This is a genomic window from Microcoleus sp. Pol11C2 (assembly GCF_036701505.1).
Classification (GTDB): domain Bacteria; phylum Cyanobacteriota; class Cyanobacteriia; order Cyanobacteriales; family Microcoleaceae; genus Microcoleus.
Genome location: NZ_JAUBQX010000013.1, coordinates 91,064 through 112,681, shown reverse-complemented (window position 1 = coordinate 112,681; position 21,618 = coordinate 91,064). Strand labels below are relative to the sequence as shown.

The following is a 21,618-nucleotide window of genomic DNA, read 5'->3' as shown; positions in this document are numbered from 1 at the left end:
GTTATTGCCAAGCTATCGACTAAATAGTTAGTTCGTGCAGCAGCCAAAATCCTGCAAAAGATTCCGATTCGGGATTCGACTGAATTGCTAAGAAATGTACTTTTTTTGCTTGCTTTTTAGCTGCTTCAAATCCTTTCGCTTCTCTCTCAGTTGCTGCGTCTCTGAGATTAGCTAAAATCCAGCGATCATTAGCTCCCGTATCTAATACCAGCCTAGCGGGTGGGCCGCTCTCAAATTTCAGAAAAGCCAACTCCAAGCCCGACATCCAACCTGCCAGGGCTGTTGCTCTCGACGAGTAGATAATTAGTCCCGGAATTTGCGTTTCTGGGGCGAGGCGTGTCATCGGCAGTCCGAAAGCTTCGCCAAATCCAATATCCCACTCGGACATTTCGTCAAAAGCTGCGATCGGCAAACTCACAAACGCCCATTTTTCGCCGATTAAAGCATCCGGCAGCGCAACTGGCGTTTCGGGTACAAATTGAACGCTCGGGTTAACAACCGGTTGATAGCCCGGTTCGGCGGGATAAACGTCTTGCATCCGTTCTTCCAGCCACAGGCTAAGGGCGAGGGTGCGGCGGCTGCAGGCGGCGGGAATGTCCAAGTCATCGCAGGCTTTGGTAATCATGTTCGCCATTTGGCGACGGAAAAAGCGGATTTTTTCGGGGCGTTTCGGTGCTGCGGCGATCGCATCTTTAATTGCACCAGCCAGCCACAGGGAATTCACGGTAGAACTGGAGCAGAATTGCGAGTAGCGAAACAGAGATTCGGCTTTGTCGCCTACATTCAGCGGGCTTTCGCAGATCAACACTTCCCATTTTTTTTTCTCTCGCTCGTCTATGATTGGACGGCTGTAAAAGTCGAGTTCCCAAATAGTAGCCATGCCGCGCTGTTAAAAATTAATCCTTTCTCATGTTACCGGACAGCGGGCAAGTTTCTGATTCTGACAATATAAGGCTGATTTTCAATCGCGGGCGATCGCCTTAACCTCAATCTGGGTCTGTCCAACGCTGGCTGCTCAAAATTGTTATGGCAATGCTTGGCACTCGTTGGTTACTATATAGTTGAGAGAACTGCTTGATAAATATTGGCAGTAGTTAAGTTTAGTAAATCTCATCATGCACAACAATTAAAATACCCAGAGCATAACTGTTGTCCAAAAATTAAGTATAAAATATTTCGGAGCCTTACATAAAGCTACCCTTCATACTGCATCTTAGCCGGAGTAGTTACTAGATCAATATTTTTGGGCCGCTGTGATAATTCTTGTGCCAGAGTGGCGATCGTCGATGACGTAAACAGGAAAAACCTATGATATCGGTTGAATTTCTGATTAATGCTCTCGAAAACTTAGATGTGGAAATGTGCCAGAGTGCTGTGAGGGCTTTAGGTATTGAATCTGTGATTGACACCCTCAGACACCCAGACTGGGAAGTGCGCCATAATAGTGCCATTGTTTTGGGTCAACTTGGTGACAAGCAAGCGGTTAAACCCCTGATTCGTGCCCTCAACGACTCAGTGAGAGAAGTGCGGCAGAGCGCCACGGCAGCTTTAGGTCAACTTGGTGACAAGCAAGCGGTTGAACCCCTGATTCGTGCCCTCAACGACTCAGTGAGAGAAGTGCGGCAGAGCGCCGCCGCAGCTTTAGGTCAACTTGGTGACAAGCAAGCGGTTGAACCCCTGATTCGTGCTCTCAAAGATGAGCATACTGCGGTACGGGGTACGGCTGCCCGGATTTTGGGTGAGATGGGTGACGATCAAGCTATCGACCCACTAATCAATCTATTTAGGGATGATGAGTGGGGGCTGCGTCGGACAGCTACGGAGGCTTTAGTTAAGCTTGGTGAACTTGGATTATCACCGTTGCTCAACGCGCTCGCCGATGAGAATAAATGGGTACGGTTTCATGCGGCAGAGACGTTGGGCAAATTAGGTGACGCACGAGGCACCCTGCCACTGATAGAGGCACTCAAGGACTTTGACTTTGATGTTCGTAGGAGTGCTGCCCAAGCTTTGGGTGAGCTTGGGGATAAGCGGGCGAGTGAACCGCTGATAGAAGCTCTCAAAGATAAAGATGCTGAGGTGCGCCAACTAGCTGCCTTTTCTTTGGGTAATGTTGCGCACACCGACAACACACGGGCAGTAGAGTCTCTGATTAATGCCCTTAAGGATACGAACCGTTATATGCGCTCTAGTGTCACTGTTGCGTTAGGTTATCTAGGTGATCAGCAGGCAGTTGAGCCGCTCATCCATGCTCTAAAAGATGGCGATCGCAACGTGCGTAGTAATGCCGCTAACGCTTTGGGTGAGCTAGCTGATGTGCGGGCAGTTGAACCCCTGAGCATCGCCCTGAGCGATCGGTATATATCGGTACGCTGTTGTGCTGCCAAAGCTTTGGGTCAGTTGGGGGACTTGAGAGCCGTTGACTTGCTGATTAACGCGCTCAATGACTCGGAGTGGGAGATGCAAAAAGCTGCCACCCTAGCCTTGGGTGAGTTGGGTGGCTTGCCGGCGGTTGAACCCTTAATAAATAAATTAAAAGATTGGAAAGGCAATGGACGTGCGCCAGAACATACCCTTGCTGCTTTAGTCAAACTGGGTGAGCTTGCGGTATTACCGTTGATTGAAGTCCTCCTGAATGCCTCAGTTTCGGTATGGATACGCAAGGAAGTCGTCACAATTTTGGCGGCTGTCGGAGATTTGCGGGCGGTTGAACCGCTAATTCAAGTGCTTAAAGATGAGGACGAATCGGTGCGTGCCGGAGATCGGCACAACTGGGTGCGAGCCAAAGCCACCTACGCTTTAGGTCAATTAGGTGATGTGCGAGCCATTGAGCCGCTAATTGAGGCGCTTAAAGACTCTCAGGGGAATGTCCGCCCAGAAGCAGTTGGAGCCTTGAGCAATTTTAGCGACCCGCGTGTGGTTGAACTGTTTATTCAGATGCTTAAAGACATGGGTTGGGGCGCAGAGTTGCTCCTGAATATAGCCCCACTTTTGGGCAAAATGGGCGATAAGCGAGCTATTGATCCACTAATAAAATCACTTAATTATTCAAATGAATTCAGGTGTGGCTTTGCGAGCGGTAACGACGCAAGGGAAAATGGCGGCTACGTGCCACTGTTTGGGGGGCTGAAGGTTGAGGAACCCCGTCTGGCTGTTGTCGAGGCTTTGAACCAGTTAACGGGCAGCAGTGCCGTTGAGTTACTGTTCAATATCCTCAGACAGCCAAATCATCCTCTACGCCAGGATGCTGCTCAAGCACTGGGCAACTTGGGCGAACTGTCGCAATTGCGATTGATTAATGCACTTAAGGACGAAGATAGTTTTGTGCGACAAAGTGCGACTAAGGCTTTGGGCCACATTGGTGATAAACACGCAGTTCCAGCGCTGATTGAAGCGCTCAATGACGAAGATGAAAAAGTGCGTTTGAATGCGATCGAGTCTTTGCGCTGGATTGACAACAAAAAAGCGGTTGAACCTCTGATGCTTCAGCTTGGAGATTCTAATTGGCAAGTGCGCGAAGCTGTCATCAGAGCTTTAAGTCGGCTGCGGGACGATCGGGCTATTAAACCGCTCACCGATATGCTCAAAGATGAAAATAGCCAGGTACGCGAGCAAGCTATCTATGCTTTGGGCAAGTTTGAGAGCAACCAAGACGTTGAACTGCTAATCGACTTGCTTAAAGATCGTGATTGCAAAGTGCGTGAAGAAACTGCCCGCATTTTGGGTCAACTGCGCGACGCGCGGGCAGTTGAACCGCTGATATCGGCACTGCTAAATGACTCTGACGTGTCTGTGCGTCGGTTTGCTGCGATGTCTTTAGATCGGATTGGTGACAAGCGGGCGATCGAACCACTAATCGACGCTCTTAAAAATGAGCAACAGAGCTACGCGCGTTCCGAGGTTGCCAAGGCTTTAAGCCGTATGGGCGATGAGCGGATAGTTGTACCGTTTATCAATGCTCTTGGGGATTCAAATATCCAGGTATACTATACTGTTACTGATGCTTTGGGTGAGTTAGGCGACACCCGTGCCGTCGAACCGCTGATCCAATTGCTTAAGGAGGGGCCTTTTCACGAGCTTCGGCAGGCAGCTAGGGCTTTGGCAAAAATTGGGGACGTGCGAGCCGTAGAGCCACTAATCGAAGCTCTGAAACAGCCCTCGCACACTACCCGTGAAGCAGTAGCACAGGCTCTAGAGGAGTTGGGTGATTTACGGGCGGTGGAACCGCTGATTGAAACACTTAAAGATGAGTATGAAGGAGTGCGAGGGGCAGCGGCTAAAGCTTTGGCAAAGCTTGGCGATCGCCGATCGCTTTTACCGTTTCTGGATGCCCTTTCTGATAGTAGTCCCCTGGTACGTTTCTGCGCGGTGGAGGCTTTGGGTAATCTGGGCGATCTTAGTGCAGTCGAGCCGCTCATTCCGCTGCTTAAAGATAAAGGGTGGAAAATAGGCTCAAGTGCTGCTAAGGCTTTGGGCAATCTTGGGGATGCACGGGCCGCCCGGCCGCTAATCGAAACCTTCCAGGATACAGATTGCGAAGTGTGCGATGCTGCCATTAAGTCTTTGGTCAAGCTGGGCGAGCCTGCCTTACTGCCCCTGTTTGAGGCCCTCAAGGCTCAGAATAAAAACGTGCGGAGGAAAGCTGTTGAAGCTTTGGACAAGTTTGGGGATGCACGGGCGATCGCACCGCTCACTTCTTTACTAAAAGATCGAGAGCGCAACATAGGTAATGCGGCTCGCAAAGCGATCAAAAGCATCCGCAGTCGGCAGATTCTTTAAGCTCAGAACCATTGTTGGGGTTAAAGTTGCGCTCTTGTGCTTCAGCAAAGCAGTTGTCGGGATTGCGATTGGGCACCATTTTGCCGATCGCCACAACTGGAACAAGTTCTTCAGGAATGATTTTACTTGGAGCCAGATGCAAGCTGTTACAGCACTTTGCGTGACTAAGAGGTACAGTAACAGCAGTGAGCAAAATAATTTTCGATTTGCTTACTTGAACATAATTTCACTCCCAATTCCAATAGTTTTTCCACAATCTGTACACTTCGAGGTACAAATCTCCTGAGCCATGCCTTTAATTCCCACCATAAATGTTCGATGGGGTTAAACTCATGTGAGTTGGCGTGATAAATACACTACTCTTGCTCCCACTGCTTCGATCATTTCTTCTACCCCCTCTACCTTGTGCGCCTTCAAATTATCCATGACTAATACCGCTCCTTGCCCTAATTGGGGAACCAGTTTTTCTGGCATAAATGTCTTGAACTCCTCTCCATTTAGCGATTTTTCTATTGTCTTCATTACGATGAATTTCTTATTGCTTATTGCCACAACCACTGTTACCCTACTTCCTCTATAAAATGGCTTGATATCGTAGCTTATTTCTCCCTTTTTACTTCTAGCCGCTTGCCTCATTCTCCCCAGCAATACGCCCATTTCGTCCAAAAGTATCAGATTTTTTGGTTCCACATCTCGGATTTTTTCCCAATATTCTATTCGCTTCTTTTGATTAATTTCTTTATGGGCTTGACTTCTAGGAGAGTGTTTTTTTTTCAAAGTAAGTTGCTACTTTTTTAGGAATCGGCACATGGCACTCTCGCTCAACCATACTCCTGTTTTTTCGTGCCAATACTCACAGTATTCTGAAGCGTGTGTAATCTGGATACTGGGCTACGCTCTCTTCAATCTGTTGTTCGTGACCAAACAGTAGGCTCAGTTTACCACCCTTTGCCTGACTAGGAAGTAATCTTCCTGTCTCTTTTTTTCGCTTTAGTAGTGCTTGTACCGTACTTTTACGCTCCTTGAAATCTTTCTGCTACTTTCCGAATAGAGGTGTTACTTGCCTCGTAAGTGTCAACGCTATTTTGACGCATATCTAGCGAGTAGGGTTTCATTTTTATCTTTTTTACCACCTCTACTATTGTACCTAATTGTTAAGCAAAGTGCTGTATTGATACCCACAGCTTAAACAATCATCAATAAATACGAAATGACCACTGCAAAATTGCTAAACTTGAAAACCGCCAGCAAATTCTATCTATCAGTCATATTTGAGGACACAACCAATAGCATTTATTGCTGCTCACCCCTTGTGCTGCAGATTTGATCGATAAATAATTCGGGTGTCAAAAGTCAGAATTTAGCATAAAATATGTATAACCAGGAAAAATTTAGCAATAATTATGATTTCTGAATTATTCTTCCTTAATATGACTCGTGAATTATGATTTTTTAAGGGTTCTTATATTGCGCTTTGCTTTAAACGGCTTTTACAGAATTGACCTTACAATCCAAACAAACAGTATAGCTTGATTCCATGAGACAAATCATTCTCGAAAAGATTATTTCAACCTTACAACCTTTAGATTTTGTTCTCGCTTTGTGGGAAGGAGGTTCAGCAGCCCACGGATACACCGACGAGTGGTCAGACCTCGATATTGCGGTTGTGGTTGAAGATAACTGCGTGGAAGAAACATTTGAGATTGTTGAAAAAGCCCTCGCAGAAATTGCCGAAATCGAACTCAAATATAGAGTTCCCGAACCCGCTTGGCACGGTCAATCGCAGTGCTTCTGGCGGCTGAAAGAAACCCCCCCGTTCTTGCTAATTGATTTCGCCGTTTTTAGGCGCAGCAGCCGCAACGATTTCCTGGAAATAGAGAGACACGGGACAGTGCCGATCGCCTTTGACAAAGCTAATCTAGCTGTACCCCATCTTTTGGATAAAAACCATCATTTATCCCGAATGCAAACCCGATTAAACGAAATTAAAATCCGTTTCGATTTGCTGCAACCTCTGGTTAAAAAAGAGATTTATCGCGAACATTTAGTAGATGCGATCGGCAACTATCACAATTGGACGCTTCTACCCTTAGTCGAACTGTTGGGCATGATTTACCGTCCCCACAGATACGACTTTGAACTAAAATATTTCACCCGAGATTTTCCGCCCAAAATAGTCGATCGCGTCGCACCGCTTTTCTGCATTGCCAACCTTGAAGATTTGGCAGCCAAACAGGAAATAGCTGAGGTTTTTTTTGCAGAAACTTTACCGCTTGCACAAGCTAATTTTTCCTCTGACAATGCCCTACCAGTACCGCAATAGGCTCAATATTTCGTACCGAAAGCGATTAATATAGTAGCATCTACCTTAAAGATTAACATCCCATGACAAAACTCAGCGTCAACATCAACAGAATTGCCCTCCTCCGAAACTCTCGAAACATCGGTATCCCCAGCGTTACGGAAGCCGCAAAAACAGTAATTGCTGCCGGAGCTCATGGCGTTACAGTCCATCCCCGACCCGACGAAAGGCATATCAAAGCCACCGATGTTTACGAATTAGCTAAAATGCTAACCGTTGAGTTCAACATCGAAGGAAATCCGTTTCAGCCGCCATTTATGGATATAGTTTGCGACGTAAAACCGGCTCAGTGTACCTTGGTGCCGGACGCTCCCGACGTGCTAACATCCGATAGCGGTTGGAATATTCCCGAAAATCGCGATCGGCTGGTACCAATCATTCAAAAATTAAAAGACAACGGCATCAGAGTCAGCTTGTTTATGGACGCAGATGCTGCTCTAATGCCGCTAGCAAAAGAAGTTGGAGCAGACAGAGTAGAATTGTACACGGAACCCTACGCAACTGCTTTTCGCGAAGGTAGAGTAGAATCTGTTTTTCAACAATATGTCTTAGCAGCTAAAGCCGCTCAATCAGCAGGTTTAGGGGTGAATGCCGGACATGATTTAAATTTGCAAAACCTAGCTAAATTTTGCTCTATTCCTGATATACTCGAAGTATCAATTGGTCATGCTTTAATTGCGGAAGCACTAGAAATGGGGTTGTCCAACACAGTACAAGCTTACCTAAAAATTCTGGCAGGTTCGTAGTACAAATTAACCTCGTGTGGAAGGGCGGATTTTGCCATGATAAACTCGTTTTTATCAAAAATAAAAACTAAATCCGCCATACAAAAATACAGGATCAAAACTTACGCAAAAAATGGTTTGACACGCTACAAATATTGTAAGGTGGGGTTCGCAGCGCCCTAGATAATTAGGCGATTGTCAAAAATGAAGTAACACTAGGGGCTGTTACCCTGTGGGGGTGCTAGCCGTTTTCTAGTAGCAAGGCAGAGCCAGAATCTCAGACACCGCGTTTTTTGGGTGTGGGCATTTCTTTAGCAAGCTCCTCGGAAAAAGCTTTAATTTTCCTAGACCAAATTACTAATATTCTGTGATGATATTATCCGTAAGGAGTATCATTAAAATGTCCCGACAAACTGAGGCTACTACTTAGCTCCCGCACTGCCAATTTGCTACCAGCAGGTTTTGTGCAAGTACGGGATATTTACGTGTATCCTATCTCCTCCTGTAGCCTCTGTGCGATCGCCCGATTTAATCCGGTGAAAACAGGCAAACACAAGTAACCATATACAATTCCTTACCCCCCTCGGAAGTGCGACATGAAAAAACTAATTTTACTGACTGGAATGCTACTCATGATGACGGCAAAATCAGTATTTGCCAGCCCAGTAGCCCCCAAAATTGCACCGAGCGATCTGATGGCGGCCTCGGAAATTACAGAAACCCTTAACAAACCCGTTACCTCTGAATCAGTTCCCAACCTCGAACCGATCAAGCGAATGTCAACCTCGGAAATCCGAGAAACCATCAACCAACCCACCACCTATATTTTTGAAGGCGTCAAAGGGCGAGAACTCACTCTCTCCCTGTGGGCGGGACAACTGACAGCCCAACTGTACAGTCCCAATGGTGAAAATATGGGGGTTATTGAAAAAGCAGACAATCAGTGGATGGGCCAGTTGCCAGAGTCCGGCATCTATCGCGTGCGAGTTACCCCGAAAGGTGAAACCACCAGCTTCGTACTCGGACGCGACTTTAACGCTAAGTGGACTTATAGGCCCGATCGCGCAATTCCCATAGCATTCAAGGAAAAACAAGCCACAATCAAACTCAAAATGTCCGGCTACCAAATCCAGCCAATTACGCTTCAAGGCAAGCAGGGACAGACAATTAGGGTGACAGCTAGCAACAAAAATCTAGATCTGGCGATCGAATCTCCGACGGGACAACTCCTGGATCAAGGCGAAGGTCAAACTTTTGCTCAACTCCCCGACTCCGGTATCTACCGGGTAATCGTAGTTGCCAAGAGGCCGGTCAAGTCTTCAATCCGAGTTTCTGTGCAATAGCAAAGATTGCACAAATACTGTCGGGCGATCGAATTTGCGTCGCCAAAAAAAAACAGCTCGCCCAATTGGCGAGCTGTTTTTTGCGTAAAATCAACCTTGGATCAGCGCTTCAAAACGTTCTTGTTTCCAAATGCAGCTTAAATCCGAGTCAGCTAAAGCTAGCTCTCGGTATAAATTAGGGATAAACTCAACAGCTCGCTGCAAATTGTCAAGGGCCAAATCAGCAAATCCCAATAGCGCATAACAGCAAGCTTTATTGTAAAAAGCGTTAGCAAAATCAGGATTTATTTCTAAGACAGTTTCGTAGCAAGCAATCGCCTCAGAGTAGCAGCCTTGTCGTGCCAATTCCACACCCCGGTTGTACCAAATTAAATAATCTTCAAAGGGACGCTCAGATGTGGGAGTAAACTTGCCATTTCTCTGGTTTAAACCTACTAATTTCTCCAAAGCAACTCTCCGTTCGCCCACAGCTTCGGCTCTCCCCGGTTGTAGAGCGATCGATCGGCTAAAACTAGCCACTGCTTGTTTGTAAAGTCCCATAGAGTTCGCAGCTATACCCCGATTGTACCAAGCCTTCGCGTCGTCAGGCTTAAACTCGATCGCCCGGTCAAAACTGTTAAGCGCCTGATAGTAAAGCTTGAGTTCCAACAGGGCATTACCTCGGTTGTACCACGCCCAAGCAGCCTCCGGGTAAAAATTTAAACAACGATCAAAACTCAGAACCGCCTTCTCGTAAAGCCCCATATCGATCAGCGTCAGTCCCCGGTTGTGCCAAATACTCGCCGCGCACGGACTGAACTCCAGAGCCCGGTCAAAACTGTTGAGAGCCTCCAACCAGCGGCCCAACTTTCCTAAAGCAATAGCCCGGTTGTGCCAGCCAAAGCTCGCATTCGGCTCCACCGCCAAGGCTTCATCAAAACTTTTCAGCGCCTCTAAGTGGCGTTCTAATTTCCCTAGAGCCATACCTCGGCCGAACCAAGCCTTATAATGATCTGATTGCAACTTCAAAGCTCTGTTAAAGTTCGCCAGAGCACCATGATCATCGTTAGCTTCGAGGTGGCGCGAACCCAGATGGTAATACCAAGCCGCTTCCAAGTTTTGAAGTAAGTTCATAATATTTTGTATCTATCTTAGGGATGATTCTACATGAAACCCTAGCTGGAATAAAACTGTAATTCCACTAAAAATATGAAAAATTTGATACAGGGGGATCGCCCGTACACACTGCCAGTAACAACCTCAACAATTTGCGATCCAAACTAACTATTTTCCTCTAGTAAAAAGCTCTGTTAGCTAACCGCACTCATCGTTTTTTAGAGCTGCTGCGAATCTTAACTTTCCGTGAATCACGCAACTCTTACCGCATCCCGAATTAGGTTTGCAGTTACACAAAGAGTCCTAGGGCGCCCCAAGTCTAACTGCAAATCTCCTACTGCTAATAGCTTCTACTTGTGGTTGCCCAATTCAAGCAACCACAACCGCTGTTTTAGCATTCTCACTCAATAGCAACTGGCCTGTTGCATCAATACTAAAATCTTTCCCCAGCAGAAAACCCTGGCCCATCAACCGCTGGCAAACAACCAGCGCAGTAATCCGGCGAATTTCTTCCATCACGTCAGCAGGAATCAAATAACTCAAACTCCAGATCACGGACTCGCAGTCATACCAAATCAAACGCTCAATACTGACAATCATCAAAGCAGCTACACTGTCAACTGACAGCCGCCCTCGGAGATCCGCAATCAAATCCTTACCAATTAAGCTATTGCGAGTCATCATCGCTCTAGCCATCTTCCCAATTTCTTGTTCGAGTTCTAAATGATTCATGCTTGGCACTGGCTTTTATGTTTTTAAAGCACTACTAAAAGTAAAAACAGTAGCCGCTACCAGGCTCTGCCCTAGCGTAGCTGACGCAGGCTCTACCGTAACTCCTTTTAACAAAGTATACCTAAAGAAAGATCAAAAATGTATCTAAAGGCAGATACCAAAATATTATTTTTTGAAACAAATTGGTAAACCAATTCCCATAAGAGTTTTTACGAGCCAATTGAGTATTTATACTTGCTAGAACCCGGCGTAAAGTCAATCGATTTTAGATTTTAGATTTTAGATTTTAGATTGAAGAATTGGAGAAAGCGACCTCACGGATGAATCCGGGAGGTTGTACGCGGGCGCTTTCGACCGAAGATTGGTAAATTCGCTACATAATAAGGAAGTAGTTACTTCGGAGAAAAAACAGCAATGGCTGCAAACCAGGCAGACATCGATATTGCCCCCTTGATCGACTACGGCCTGATCGACCCCACCGCTACGCCAGAGCAAGTAGAATACTGTTGCCAACAAGCAGAGAGATTTGGCTTTGTCACAGTTTGCGTGTATCCCGCCTACGTCCGACAAGCAGTTGAGCTGCTGCACGGCAAACGTCCCAAAGTCTGTACAGTTATAGGTTTTCCCACCGGTGCTTCGACTTCAACGGTGAAAGTTTACGAAGCTCTAGAAGCAGCAGATAATGGAGCCGTAGAGTTAGATGTCTCCGTTAACTTAGGATTGTTGAAAGCTGGAAGAATCGACGAATTCCACCGGGAATTAGCCCAAATTTGCGAAGAAACTAATCTCACCATTAAAGCAATTATCGAAAGTTCGCTCCTTTCCGATGCCGAAAAACAATTAGCGGCTGAGATTTGCATGGAAGCCGGTGCCGCCTACATCAAAACCAACACTGGCTTTTTTGGCCCGGCGAAAGTTGACGATGTGCGACTGCTTAAGGAAGTTACGAAGGGACGGATTGGTATTAAAGCGGCCGGAGGAATTCGTACTCACGAACAAGCTCTAGATTTGGTATTAGCTGGGGCAACTCGTTTGGGGACTTCTCGCGGCCCAGAATTAATCCGCCAGCGCGATAATTTAGATAAAAGTCATTAGTGATTAGTGATTAGTCATTAATTATTAATTATTAGCAATGGCTAATTGGGAATTGGTGCGCCCTTACGCACCATACAACTAAAAGTTCTGCGTTCTGGACTGTTTTTGCTACTGTCTAATAACAATACTTCGGACAGTTTTTGATTGCCAACTGTAGAATGACTGTTCCAGGTCGATCGACCAACGATGACAATGAAACTGTCGGAAGTAATGTAGTAAATCTAAAATCTAAAATCTAAAATCGAGTGACTCGAACTTACAAAGCAACTGGAATCAATCTTAAGAGTGCGCCCATGGGCGAATCCGATCGAGTGCTGACAATTTTGACGCGGGAATTCGGCTTAATTCGAGCCGTAGCACCGGGTGTTCGCAAACAACGATCGACCATCGGCGGTAGAAGCGAATTATTTGTCGTTAACGAATTGCTAATTGCCAAAGGCCGATCGCTCGACAAAATTACCCAAGCTGACACGGTACAATCCCATCCTGGTTTGAGCCGCAACCTAGGAAAACTCTCCGCCGCGCAATATCTGGCCGAATTGGCGATCGCCAGTGCCCTTTCCGACGAACCGCAAGAAGAACTCTTTTGGTTGCTGGGCGAACATTTGAGCCGTTTGGAGCGTTTGTCCGATCGCACAGAAATCGAATCCGCCGCCGTACTTGTCGCCCACCTCACCCACGGCATTTTTCACCTGCTAGCCTTAGCCGGCCTCGCGCCCCAAGTCCAAGTCTGCTGCGCCACCAGACACCCGCTCATCCCAAATTTCACCGATCCGAACTGGCAAACCGGGTTTAGTATACCCTCTGGGGGAACCTTCAGCTTGTCGGAGCTAGCTAACCTAGAGGCAGAACTCTCTTCCGAAATCGGCACCTTGTACAAATCCGCCTCCCGTTCCCGGCAAACTAATCGCAGCAAACACTTGACAAATTTTGAGATTAATGCTAATGAATTAGCAGCGCTGCAACAGTTGGCTAGTCCAGAACTAGGAGAGGGGATTGCCGATCGAACAACTTGGGTATCCGTAGAAAATATTTTGCGGCAATATGCCCAGTATCATTTAGGTTGCACGATTAGATCGGGAAGCTCGATCGACACCTACCTAGAGAGTTTTGAGTTTTAAATTTTGAGTGTTGATTTAAATAGGTGAACGAACGATCGTACATCGCACCCCCAGCCTGCCGGATACCCGAACCAGCCGGCCATTTCAGGTAAATTCTCAAGGTTGTTGCGACATCAGATAATAGATAGAGATAAAGTTACGAGATTATTAATAAACTTAGGGGTTAACACCTCAATTTGAAATTCCCGTCCCCCAACCTCCACCATCCCAGGCGATCCCCCCCCAATCCTATGATGCGACTGTCCGATTCTGATTTGACAATATCTGTTTTAGCTGTGACCCACCACAAAATGGAAGAACGAGAAAATTTTCCCGATTTTCGCTCCGATCCCGTCTTGGCCGATCGACAATGGAGCAACGTCCAACACCCAGAGATGGATAAATATCCCACAACTCCCGAAACAGAGTCAAGCAACGGCAAAAGCCAACAACCCGAAGCCATCCCCCCGGTTCCCACACCAGAGCCAGCAGCAGAACTCTCCGAAGCAGTAGCCGAAACTCCGGAAAAAGAAACAGGATTTCTGCCAGTGCTCAAAAACCCAAATTTTCTAGCATTGTGGAGTGGGCAAGTTTTTTCCCAACTAGCAGATAAAGTTTATCTCGTACTGACGATCGCCCTCGTGGCCAGCCGCTTTCAAGCGCCCGATCAAACCATCAGCAGGTGGGTATCAGCAATCATGATCGCCTTTACCATTCCCGCAGTGTTGTTCGGGGCCGCCGCAGGCGTGTATGTCGATCGGTGGTCGAAAAAAGCAGTGCTCGTAGCCACAAACCTCCTGCGGGGAGGCTTTGTTTTAACATTGCCCGTGCTGCTGTGGCTCTCTGACGGGTGGGAACTCGGTCAACTGCCGCTCGGATTCTGCTTGCTGCTGCTAGTGACATTCCTAGTCTCGACTCTAACTCAATTTTTTGCCCCAGCAGAACAGTCAGTGATTCCCCTAATTGTGGAACGCCGCCACCTGCTATCGGCAAACTCCCTCTACACCACAACCATGATGGGTTCGGTGATTATTGGCTTTGCAGTCGGAGAACCCTTACTAGCTTTAGCCGACACCCTATTTTCCAACCTCGGCGGCGGACTCGGCATCGGCAAAGAATTAGTAGTAGGCGGAAGTTACGCCTTCGCCGGAGTGCTGTTGCTGTCGATGAAAACAGGCGAAAAAAACGATGCCGAACACGAACCGCCACACCCCCTAGCCGATTTGCGAGATGGGCTGCGTTACATCAACGATCAACCGAAAGTCCGCAATGCTTTAATTCAACTAATTATTCTATTTTCCATTTTTGCAGCCTTGGCAGTTCTAGCGGTGCGACTGGCAGAAATCCTCCCCGGTATGAAAGCGTCGCAATTTGGCTTTTTGCTGGCTGCGGTGGGCGTCGGCATGGCTGGTGGGGCGGCGACAGTCGGCTATCTCGGCCACAAATTTTCTCACTCCCAACTGAGTTTAATCGGATCGATCGGCATGGCACTTGCTCTGATGGGCCTTTCTGCATTTACACACCATTTGTGGCTCTCGGTGCTGTTCATTACTATGTTGGGTTTATTTGCCTCATTGGTGGGAGTGCCGATGCAGACTACAATTCAAGCAGAAACTCCAGAAGAAATGCGGGGAAAAGTCTTCGGGCTGCAAAACAATGCCACTAATATCGCTTTGAGTTTACCCTTGGCTTTGGCCGGGGTAGCAGAAACATTTCTGGGTTTGCCGACAGTATTTTTGGCTTTAGCAGGATTAGCGATCGCTGGCGGTGTCTTAACCTGGTATATTTCCCGTAGCAGTAATAGCAAAGTCGATCGAAGCTAAAAAATAACAAACTCTGATTTACTCGAATGCACATCGCTTGGCTAGGAAAAAAATCACCTTTTTGCGGTAACGTCACTTACTCCAGGGAAGTCACCAACGCACTATTAGACCGGGGATACCAGGTTAGTTTCCTGCACTTTGCCCAAGAAGCGGGCCTACTGGACAGGAACAATACGGCGTGGAACATGGCAAATGGTTCATGGGGAAAGGGAATTGCTCAAACCTCATATACCAATTCGCTTTCGTCCGCTAGTTGCAACGAAGTCTCTTTACCCTGTCACTACAAATCGCAAATTTATACGATTCCCACTCTCAAGTCCCGCACAGTGCTGATGAAATCTCTGCGGCGACTGAAACCCGATGTTGTTCACGCTTCCCTGACGCTTTCGCCCCTAGACTTTCTGTTGCCGGAAATTTGTCAAGAATTGAATTTGCCTCTGGTGGCGACTTTTCACCCCCCGTTCGATCGCAAATTGCGAAATTTGACATCGGGAACGCAACACCTGATGTATCAACTGTACGCTCCGTTTTTGGCGAACTACGACTCGACGATTGTTTTTTCTCAGATTCAGCGGGATATATTGGTGAAGTTAGGAGTGCCACAGGAACGGGTGGCTGTAATTCCCAACGGCGTCGATGCTGTTAAATATTCTCCAGGGCCTTCGGGGTTGAAGTCGGAATTAAAGGCCGATCGAATTTTTGTTTACCAAGGCCGCATTGCCCAGGAGAAAAATGTAGAAGCCCTGCTCAAGGCCTGGAAACACTGTAATTTTGGCCCTGGAAACGTATTGGCAATCGTAGGCGACGGGCCCCTAGCCGCCTCGCTGCAACTGTTTTACGGCGAAGATGATGGCATTGTGTGGCTGGGATTTGTTGCTGAGGAGGAACGCCGGATCGAAATTCTGCGGGGTGCTGATGTATTTATTTTGCCTTCTTTGGTGGAGGGACTGTCGCTGTCGCTGCTGGAAGCGATGGCCTGCGGTTTAGCTTGTTTGGCAACGGATGCCGGTGCTGACGGCGAGGCCTTGGAGGAAGGCGCGGGGATAGTTTTGAACACTCAGCGGGTACGGAGTCAGTTGCAAACCTTGCTGCCGCTGTTTTGCGACCATCCTGAGTTGGGAATGCTGCTTGGTCAAAAAGCACGCCAACGAGCGATGGAGCGATACACTCTCAGTCAGAATATTACTGAGTTGGAAAAGCTGTATGCAGAGGTTTTGCAAAAGCAGCGCGTACTAATTCGCGGTTTAGCATAATTCAGCAGGAAGAAGGAACTCCGAACCCGTTGAAATTAATCCGTCTATCCGTGTCAAAATCCGTGTGGTGCCTTCCTTCTTCCTTTGCAAATGACTTACAAAAATCCCGCTCCTACAGTTGATATTATCATCGAATTAGCCGATCGCCCGCACCGCCCGATCATACTCATCGAACGCCGCAATATTCCCTACGGCTGGGCAATTCCCGGCGGTTTTGTCGATTACGGAGAATCGGTAGAAACAGCGGCAAAACGCGAAGCTTTAGAAGAAACGAGTTTGAATGTAGAATTAATTGAGCAATTTTACGTTTATTCCGACCCAAATCGCGACGCCCGCGAACACACTATCAGTATTGTATTCTTGGCTTCCGCAATCGGCGAACCTCAAGCCGCCGACGATGCTAAAAATTTACAGATTTTTGAATCTTGGCAGATTCCCCATCAATTATGTTTCGATCACGATCGCATTTTACGAGATTATTGGCGTTACCGTCATTATGGGTTGCGGCCGCGTTTGTAGGGTGAGGATTTGTTAACCGCAGATGCAGGCGGATTAAGCCAGATTAATTGCTATGATTTATCGGTGATTTATCTGTGTTAATCTGCGGTTAAATTCATTAAACTAAATTCTATGGCAAGCTTGACAATATTAGGCGGAGGTGCTTGGGGTTCGGCACTGGCAAATCTGGGAGGCAAAAAAGGCGATCAAGTTAATTTGTGGTCGCGCACCAGTTCTGTTAATCTAGAATCAGTTATAACAGGTGCGGATGTTGTTGTTTCCGCAGTTTCGATGAAAGGAGTTGGAGCAACGGTCGATCGACTGCTTGCGTTAGACTTAAGTCCCAGTACAATTATCGTTACCGTCACCAAAGGTTTAGACCCCGCCAGTACCCGCACTCCGTCTCAAATTTGGCAAAATGCCTTTCCTAACAATTCAATTGTGGTACTTTCGGGCCCGAATCTTTCGGAAGAAATTCAGCAGGGCTTGCCGGCGGCAACGGTGGCGGCGAGTTTGGATTTAGCGGCAGCCAAGCAATTGCAAAATGTTTACAGTTCTGATATTTTTCGGGTTTATGTGAATGAAGACCCGCTGGGGACTGAGTTAGGTGGAACTTTAAAAAATGTATTTGCGATCGCCGCTGGTGTTTGCGACGGTTTACAATTAGGAACTAATGCTAAATCTGCTTTGCTGACTCGCGCTTTGCCGGAAATGATTCGGGTGGGAGTTCGTTTGGGAGCTCGTGCAGAAACTTTTTACGGTTTGTCAGGTTTGGGAGATTTGCTCGCTACTTGCAACAGTCCTTTATCTCGCAATTATCGGGTTGGTTTCGGGTTAGCTAAAGGCAAATCTTTAGAGCAAATTTTGCAGGAATTGCAGAGCACCGCTGAGGGAGTCAATACTACTAATGTGTTGATTGATTTGGCCAATCAACGCGGCATAGAAGTGCCTGTCTCTCGTCAAGTCTATCGCTTATTAAATGGTGAAATTACTCCCGAACAAGCTGTTTTATCGCTGATGGAACGAGCTTTGAAACCGGAGATTTTATAACCTGTACCACTAAATAGGTAAGGACTTAAGCAAAGCCTAAGTCCCTACCCGTAGCTGAAGTTTCAAGAAGTGATGTCACCAGTTGCCAGTTATAAATTAAGAGTTGTACGCGACATTGGTTGAGCGGTCAGATTGATGTTTCCATCGCTCGGTAGAGAAAGAGTTTAAGGAATTGAAGATGAGTTGTGAATCCTAAACTCTTTAACTCATAGCTGCTACTTAACTCATAACTCCTAACTCATAACTTGCAGAGCGAGTTGCACCCGCTTTACATCTTGCCTTGTTGCATTACCTGTTGAAGGTGCTGCCGAATTTCCTGCGCGTGCTCCATGTCAGCTTGCTGCAGTTTTTGAAACAGTTCAGCACAAGGCTGAGAACCCATTTCCTGAGCATCTTTCATGTAAGTGTCGTAGGCTTTCAAAGCTTCAGACTTGTTTTGCAAAACTGTTAACAAATCGTACTCGAGGTTGCTAATGACTGTACTACCGTTAGTATTCATACACTGACCCTCTGCTAGGATTTGTCCCAAGTTTGACCGATCCAGAGATGACTGTTCATCTGTCTAAAAGGGTAGATATTTTTTACTTTCCGCCGTAATAAAATGCAACTTCTTTATCTTTCAGCGGGGCGAAGTCAGCAGCAACGAGCATTTTATCGAGCTCGTTTTGAGGCAGATGTTTGACACCAATTCGGACAATGCGCGATCGCATTGTATTTGACACGCCACTGCGCTGTCTGCCGGCTTCTAATCCCATTACTTGCTGGTAGAGGTCTAATTTTGCTTGCGGAATCGGAGTACCGTCAAAGTCGATTCCCGAGGCGATCGCAACATCGATCGCATCTGCACCAGTTGTCGATTGAGCCGCTGAGTTTGTTTCTGAAGACATTGTGCTATTAAATCGAAGTTTGTTGTGGAAGCATTTTATCAGATCACTCTTTAATTTGGTCAAATTTGTCAATACTTTGCGTTTGCATGAATATTTGACGTTTGCATGAATAATTGGCGTTTGCCCGAAAGTCCGCCGGGGGTTTTAACCCCCCTCTCACAGAGCAAGTCCACTTCAGTGGACTAAAGATAATAATAAAAAATGCTTTCCAGTCCTTTTTCGAGGACTTTTGCTATTAGACACGGGTTTAAACGCCGGGCGGACTTTCGGACTGACTAACCAACAAAGTGGCAGACTTAATTATAGTGAAAAAAACCTATCACCTTCGCTCAAATCCACATTTCCCCCACTGACAATCACGCCAATCCTCGCATTTTCAGCCTGCACAACACCTGACAACAAAGCCGCCGCCGCTAACACTCCCGTCGGTTCCACAACTATCTTCAGGCGTTCCCACATAAAAAACATTGTCTGGCGAATTGCGTGTTCTGAAACTGTTGCCATATCATCAACATAATGCAGCACCAAAGGAAAGGTTAATTTTCCCAAAGATGGCGTGCGCGCACCGTCAGCAATCGTATCCGGGTTAGTAACAGTTTGTAGCGTTTTCGTGCGGAACGATCGCGCAGCATCGTCTGCTTGCTCGGGTTCTACTCCTATTACTTTACACTGCGGAGACAAAGTTTTTGCTGCGATCGCGCATCCCGACAGCAAACCCCCGCCACCGCAGCAAACTAACAGCAAATCCAACTCCCCAACTTCTGCGATTAATTCCAGCGTCGCCGTACCTTGTCCCGCAATCACCCACGCATGATCGTAAGGAGGAATAATTGTCAAGTGCCGTTCGGCGGCAATTTTAGCCGCTAACTCTTCCCGCGCAATTTGAGTGCGATCGTACAAAATAATTTCCGCACCGTAGCCGCGAGTCGCGTCTTGCTTGACTTTGGGCGCATCTGTCGGCATGACAACAGTAGCAGGAATTTCTAGCAACCGCGCCGCCAGGGCGATCGCCTGCGCGTGATTTCCCGAAGAAAAAGTCAGCACACCCCGCTGTTTTTCGGCTTCAGATAGCTGCATTAAAGCATTGCAAGCACCCCGAAATTTAAACGAACCCGTCCGCTGAAAGTTTTCGCATTTGAAAAATACCTGAGAATTTGTGCGTTTGTTGAAAGTTTCCGAAGTCAGCACCGGCGTCTTGAAAGCTTTGCCCTGCAAGCGCTTTGCCGCCGCCTCCACATCGGCGAAAGAGACTGACAAGGGATTTTGGGTACTCAATGGGGCACTCATAGATTTTAGATGGGGCGATCGAGGACTTTATTTGTAGGAGGGGCATGGCCCGCTTCACTCCTACGATTAAAGTATAAATTTTTATTATATTTTGGAGGATAAGAATTATTAGGTGTCGCACTTAATGGTTAAAAAAGCTGTTGACTAAAATCAAAGTTATGACAATTTACTATCAAAAAGTAAAGTGGCGTTTTTACTTGCATAGGAGAGGGATTAATGAATACAAATTTAACCACATCCCGATTAATTGTATGCAAATGGCACGGCGCTATATCCAGATTTCGGGTAACGGGTAAAATAAACCGGATTGGATGGTGAAATTGCCCTCGCTATTGCGATCGACTCCAACCATCGACAACAACGCAAAAGAGGACACGGCAATGCCATTTCCCTACCCAAAAAATAGCGACTAAATTGTTTAACAATTACAAAAAAAAAGGACACAGTATTACTATGTCCTTACCTCTGTATTGTAGGGACACAGCATTGCTGTGTCCCTAACCGTACCGATATCCCGATTAGAATTCTTGCCGTTTAGAACAAGAACAATTCAGAATTACCGGAAACTCCCAAATTGACATCGACAGTGGCAAACAAACTGTTACCACCAACCGTAGAACCGTTGCTATCGTAATACAGTTTAGTAGACAAACCGTCGTAGATAGCCATGATGGACGGCCCGGTTAAAGTTGCTTCAAACACAGTTACATCAGACACTGTGCTGCTGTAAGCGTAGAAACTCGAACCCAAAGGCCCAGATCCGGTTGTAAAGGCTGCAAACCCAGTGCTGTCGAGGTTAATTAGATCGTCAGCAGTGCTGTAATTGGTAATTACATCCCCGCCGTCAGCAGTAGTTCCGCTGAACACAAACACATCCAAACCAGCACCGCCGTTGAGAACATTGGTTCCCACACCACCGATTAAAGTGTCATTCCCGATGCCGCCGTTGAGAGTATCGCTACCCGCGCCGCCGAAGATGCTGTCGTTACCTGCACCGCCATCGAAAATATCAGCACTCGATCCGCCGTTCAAGATGTCAGCAAACTCAGTGCCGGTGACGTTATTAGCTGTCGCACTTCCTGTAAATAAGACAGGAGTGGTGAAGTTGTAACCGCCAACACCTGAACCGAAATTGTTAACTCCGTTTGTCGGGAAAGTACCGGGATTAGTGATTAAATCCACAACGCTGCCTGAGTTGGTAGTAGTACCAGCAGGAGAAGAGGCGATCGTACCTGTAAATACAAAGTCCGCCGTTCCCAGATTGCTAGCAGCAGTACCCAGATTTGCAATCAAGGTAGAACCGCCGGCAGTCGTACCGTTGGCGTCAAAATACAACACCGTTTCGTTCGACGCATTCGTAAAGGCGAAGAAACCAGCAGTTGTAGAATTGCCCAGGACCTTAGTTTGTGCATCTTCCAAAGAGGCATAACTGCCGCCTGTGAAAATCACGAACTCTTTGCCAGTAATGTCAGGAGTTGAACCGCTCACACCGTCAAAGTTAGTCGTAGTCACATTGCCGAAAGCGCTCGCGCTAAACTCGAATTTGTCTACCCCAGAGGTAAAGTCAGTAATCGTATCACCGCCTTCGC

General features: G+C 46.9%; 19 protein-coding genes. 10 read left to right on the top strand and 9 right to left on the bottom strand.

What is annotated here, in order from left to right:
* Positions 1-19: 19 nt before the first annotated feature.
* Positions 20-880: a Tab2/Atab2 family RNA-binding protein gene (locus QUA42_RS10725; RefSeq protein WP_333137275.1), complete on the bottom strand. Its 861-nt coding sequence runs from the start codon at positions 878-880 to the stop codon at positions 20-22.
* A gap of 428 nt (positions 881-1,308) precedes the next feature.
* Between QUA42_RS10725 and QUA42_RS10720 the strand changes: the two genes are divergently transcribed.
* Positions 1,309-4,779 carry a HEAT repeat domain-containing protein gene (locus QUA42_RS10720; RefSeq protein ID WP_333137274.1) on the top strand — a complete coding sequence of 1,157 codons (3,471 nt, stop codon included), beginning with the start codon at positions 1,309-1,311 and terminating at the stop codon, positions 4,777-4,779.
* Here the strand turns inward: QUA42_RS10720 and QUA42_RS10715 are convergent.
* Together QUA42_RS10715 and QUA42_RS10710 are read right to left on the bottom strand one after the other, a co-directional pair.
* Positions 4,748-4,972, bottom strand: coding sequence for a catalase (locus QUA42_RS10715; RefSeq protein ID WP_333137273.1), 225 nt, complete (start codon positions 4,970-4,972; stop codon positions 4,748-4,750). The genes QUA42_RS10720 and QUA42_RS10715 overlap by 32 nt on opposite strands.
* A gap of 137 nt (positions 4,973-5,109) precedes the next feature.
* On the bottom strand, positions 5,110-5,556 hold the full coding sequence (locus QUA42_RS10710) for a transposase (protein ID WP_333137272.1): 447 nt from the start codon (positions 5,554-5,556) through the stop codon (positions 5,110-5,112).
* A 760-nt stretch (positions 5,557-6,316) separates the two neighbouring features.
* Between QUA42_RS10710 and QUA42_RS10705 the strand changes: the two genes are divergently transcribed.
* The 3 genes from QUA42_RS10705 (at position 6,317) to QUA42_RS10695 (ending at position 9,209) form a co-directional block, all read left to right on the top strand.
* Complete coding sequence (locus QUA42_RS10705) at positions 6,317-7,102, top strand: nucleotidyltransferase domain-containing protein (RefSeq protein ID WP_333137271.1); 786 nt, start codon at positions 6,317-6,319, stop codon at positions 7,100-7,102.
* A gap of 62 nt (positions 7,103-7,164) precedes the next feature.
* Positions 7,165-7,887 carry a pyridoxine 5'-phosphate synthase gene (locus tag QUA42_RS10700; RefSeq protein ID WP_333137270.1) on the top strand — a complete coding sequence of 241 codons (723 nt, stop codon included), beginning with the start codon at positions 7,165-7,167 and terminating at the stop codon, positions 7,885-7,887.
* A 575-nt stretch (positions 7,888-8,462) separates the two neighbouring features.
* Positions 8,463-9,209: a hypothetical protein gene (locus tag QUA42_RS10695; protein WP_333137269.1), complete on the top strand. Its 747-nt coding sequence runs from the start codon at positions 8,463-8,465 to the stop codon at positions 9,207-9,209.
* Between the two features lie 90 nt (positions 9,210-9,299).
* On the opposite strand, the gene QUA42_RS10690 is transcribed toward QUA42_RS10695, so the two are convergent.
* Positions 9,300-10,322: a tetratricopeptide repeat protein gene (locus QUA42_RS10690; protein WP_333137268.1), complete on the bottom strand. Its 1,023-nt coding sequence runs from the start codon at positions 10,320-10,322 to the stop codon at positions 9,300-9,302.
* 351 nt (positions 10,323-10,673) lie between these two features.
* Positions 10,674-11,036 carry a hypothetical protein gene (locus QUA42_RS10685; protein WP_333035674.1) on the bottom strand — a complete coding sequence of 121 codons (363 nt, stop codon included), beginning with the start codon at positions 11,034-11,036 and terminating at the stop codon, positions 10,674-10,676.
* A 414-nt stretch (positions 11,037-11,450) separates the two neighbouring features.
* On the opposite strand from QUA42_RS10685, the gene deoC reads away from it, so the two are divergent.
* The 6 genes from deoC to QUA42_RS10655 all read left to right on the top strand — a co-directional run bounded on the left by deoC (position 11,451) and on the right by QUA42_RS10655 (position 17,855).
* Positions 11,451-12,131: a deoxyribose-phosphate aldolase gene (deoC, locus tag QUA42_RS10680; protein ID WP_333137267.1), complete on the top strand. Its 681-nt coding sequence runs from the start codon at positions 11,451-11,453 to the stop codon at positions 12,129-12,131.
* 245 nt (positions 12,132-12,376) lie between these two features.
* The gene (recO, locus tag QUA42_RS10675; RefSeq protein WP_333137266.1) at positions 12,377-13,252 is read left to right on the top strand and encodes a DNA repair protein RecO; all 876 of its coding nucleotides are present in this window, start codon (positions 12,377-12,379) and stop codon (positions 13,250-13,252) included.
* 230 nt (positions 13,253-13,482) lie between these two features.
* On the top strand, positions 13,483-15,054 hold the full coding sequence (locus QUA42_RS10670) for an MFS transporter (protein WP_333137265.1): 1,572 nt from the start codon (positions 13,483-13,485) through the stop codon (positions 15,052-15,054).
* Positions 15,055-15,080: 26 nt separating this feature from the next.
* Entirely contained in the window at positions 15,081-16,307 is a 1,227-nt protein-coding gene (locus tag QUA42_RS10665) for a glycosyltransferase family 4 protein (RefSeq protein WP_333137264.1), read from the top strand.
* 90 nt (positions 16,308-16,397) lie between these two features.
* Entirely contained in the window at positions 16,398-16,826 is a 429-nt protein-coding gene (locus QUA42_RS10660; protein WP_333137263.1) for an NUDIX hydrolase, read from the top strand.
* A gap of 111 nt (positions 16,827-16,937) precedes the next feature.
* Positions 16,938-17,855, top strand: coding sequence for an NAD(P)H-dependent glycerol-3-phosphate dehydrogenase (locus tag QUA42_RS10655; RefSeq protein WP_333137262.1), 918 nt, complete (start codon positions 16,938-16,940; stop codon positions 17,853-17,855).
* A 268-nt stretch (positions 17,856-18,123) separates the two neighbouring features.
* On the opposite strand, the gene QUA42_RS10650 is transcribed toward QUA42_RS10655, so the two are convergent.
* The 4 genes from QUA42_RS10650 to QUA42_RS10635 form a co-directional block, all read right to left on the bottom strand.
* The gene (locus QUA42_RS10650; protein ID WP_333137261.1) at positions 18,124-18,354 is read right to left on the bottom strand and encodes a hypothetical protein; all 231 of its coding nucleotides are present in this window, start codon (positions 18,352-18,354) and stop codon (positions 18,124-18,126) included.
* Positions 18,355-18,436: 82 nt separating this feature from the next.
* Positions 18,437-18,742: a small RNA NsiR4-regulated ssr1528 family protein gene (locus QUA42_RS10645; RefSeq protein ID WP_190744918.1), complete on the bottom strand. Its 306-nt coding sequence runs from the start codon at positions 18,740-18,742 to the stop codon at positions 18,437-18,439.
* A gap of 300 nt (positions 18,743-19,042) precedes the next feature.
* The gene (locus QUA42_RS10640; protein WP_333137260.1) at positions 19,043-20,029 is read right to left on the bottom strand and encodes a threo-3-hydroxy-L-aspartate ammonia-lyase; all 987 of its coding nucleotides are present in this window, start codon (positions 20,027-20,029) and stop codon (positions 19,043-19,045) included.
* Positions 20,030-20,563: 534 nt separating this feature from the next.
* On the bottom strand, positions 20,564-21,618 hold a 1,055-nt coding region (locus QUA42_RS10635; protein ID WP_333137259.1), incomplete at its 5' end, for a calcium-binding protein.